General features: G+C 62.2%; 1 protein-coding gene. It reads right to left on the reverse strand.

Annotation, left to right across the window (positions count from 1 at the left end):
* Window positions 1-905: DUF4082 domain-containing protein (locus PMI11_RS35890; RefSeq protein ID WP_157179740.1), on the reverse strand; the 905-nt coding region annotated here is incomplete at both ends.

Consider the following 905-nt stretch of genomic DNA (forward strand, 5'->3'; position numbering starts at 1 on the left):
GTCGCCACATAGGCACCGGTTGTGTGATAGGAGGCGACATAGTTGGTGTTGGCGGCAATCGTGACAGGTGTTGCAAAGTTCACCGTCTGCCAACCGCTCGCCGTGGTGTTGGTGAAGGTGGCGGTTGCAAGTTTGGTGCCTGTCGTGGTCCACAGGTCGACGACATTCTGTCCGTTGTCATTGGCGCTGCGATAGAACTTGATGCCGGTAATGTCACCGGCAACGTTCGCCTGGAACTTGACGCCGAGCTCGAGCTGCTGACCATCGTTGAGGTTCGTCTGGGTTGGCATGCTGGAAGCGGAAAACAGGCTATAAGTCGTTGGCGCTGTCGATACGGCGATGTTGAAGCTCTCGTTGGCCGAGAGGCCGCCGAGGTCGGTCGCCGTCACCTTGACGCCGTAGGTGCCTGATGTCGTCGGCGTGCCGGAGAATGTCCGCGTCGTGGCGTTGAAGGCCAGCCAGGCGGGAAGCGCCGTGCCGTCGGCGGCCGTTGCCGTATAGGTCAGCGTCTCGCCGCTGTCGACATCGGTGAAGGTCGTGGTCGGCAGCACGAAGGAGAAGGCGGAGCCGACGGTGGCATTCTGGGTCGCCGTCTGGACGGCCAGCACCGGTGCGTCGTTGGCACCATGGATGGTGATGGTCAGGTTTGCCGTGGCGGTGGCACCAGCGGTATCCCGCATCGTGTAGCTGAAGACATCGCTCAGCGTATTGGTCGACTGGCGCAGAGCCTGGACGGCGGCATTGGTCTCGTTGACGGCATAGCTATAGACGCCCGATGCGCTGAGCACGAGACTGCCATAGGTGCCGTTCAGTGCCGTGCCGAGCGTGCCGGTCGTGGAGCCGAAGACCACGGCCGTAACCGTCTTGGTGTCACCGGCATCCGGATCGGTGTCGTTGGTCAGCAC

Origin of the sequence: Rhizobium sp. CF142 (genome assembly GCF_000281145.1) — a bacterium.
Classification (GTDB): Bacteria; Pseudomonadota; Alphaproteobacteria; order Rhizobiales; family Rhizobiaceae; genus Rhizobium.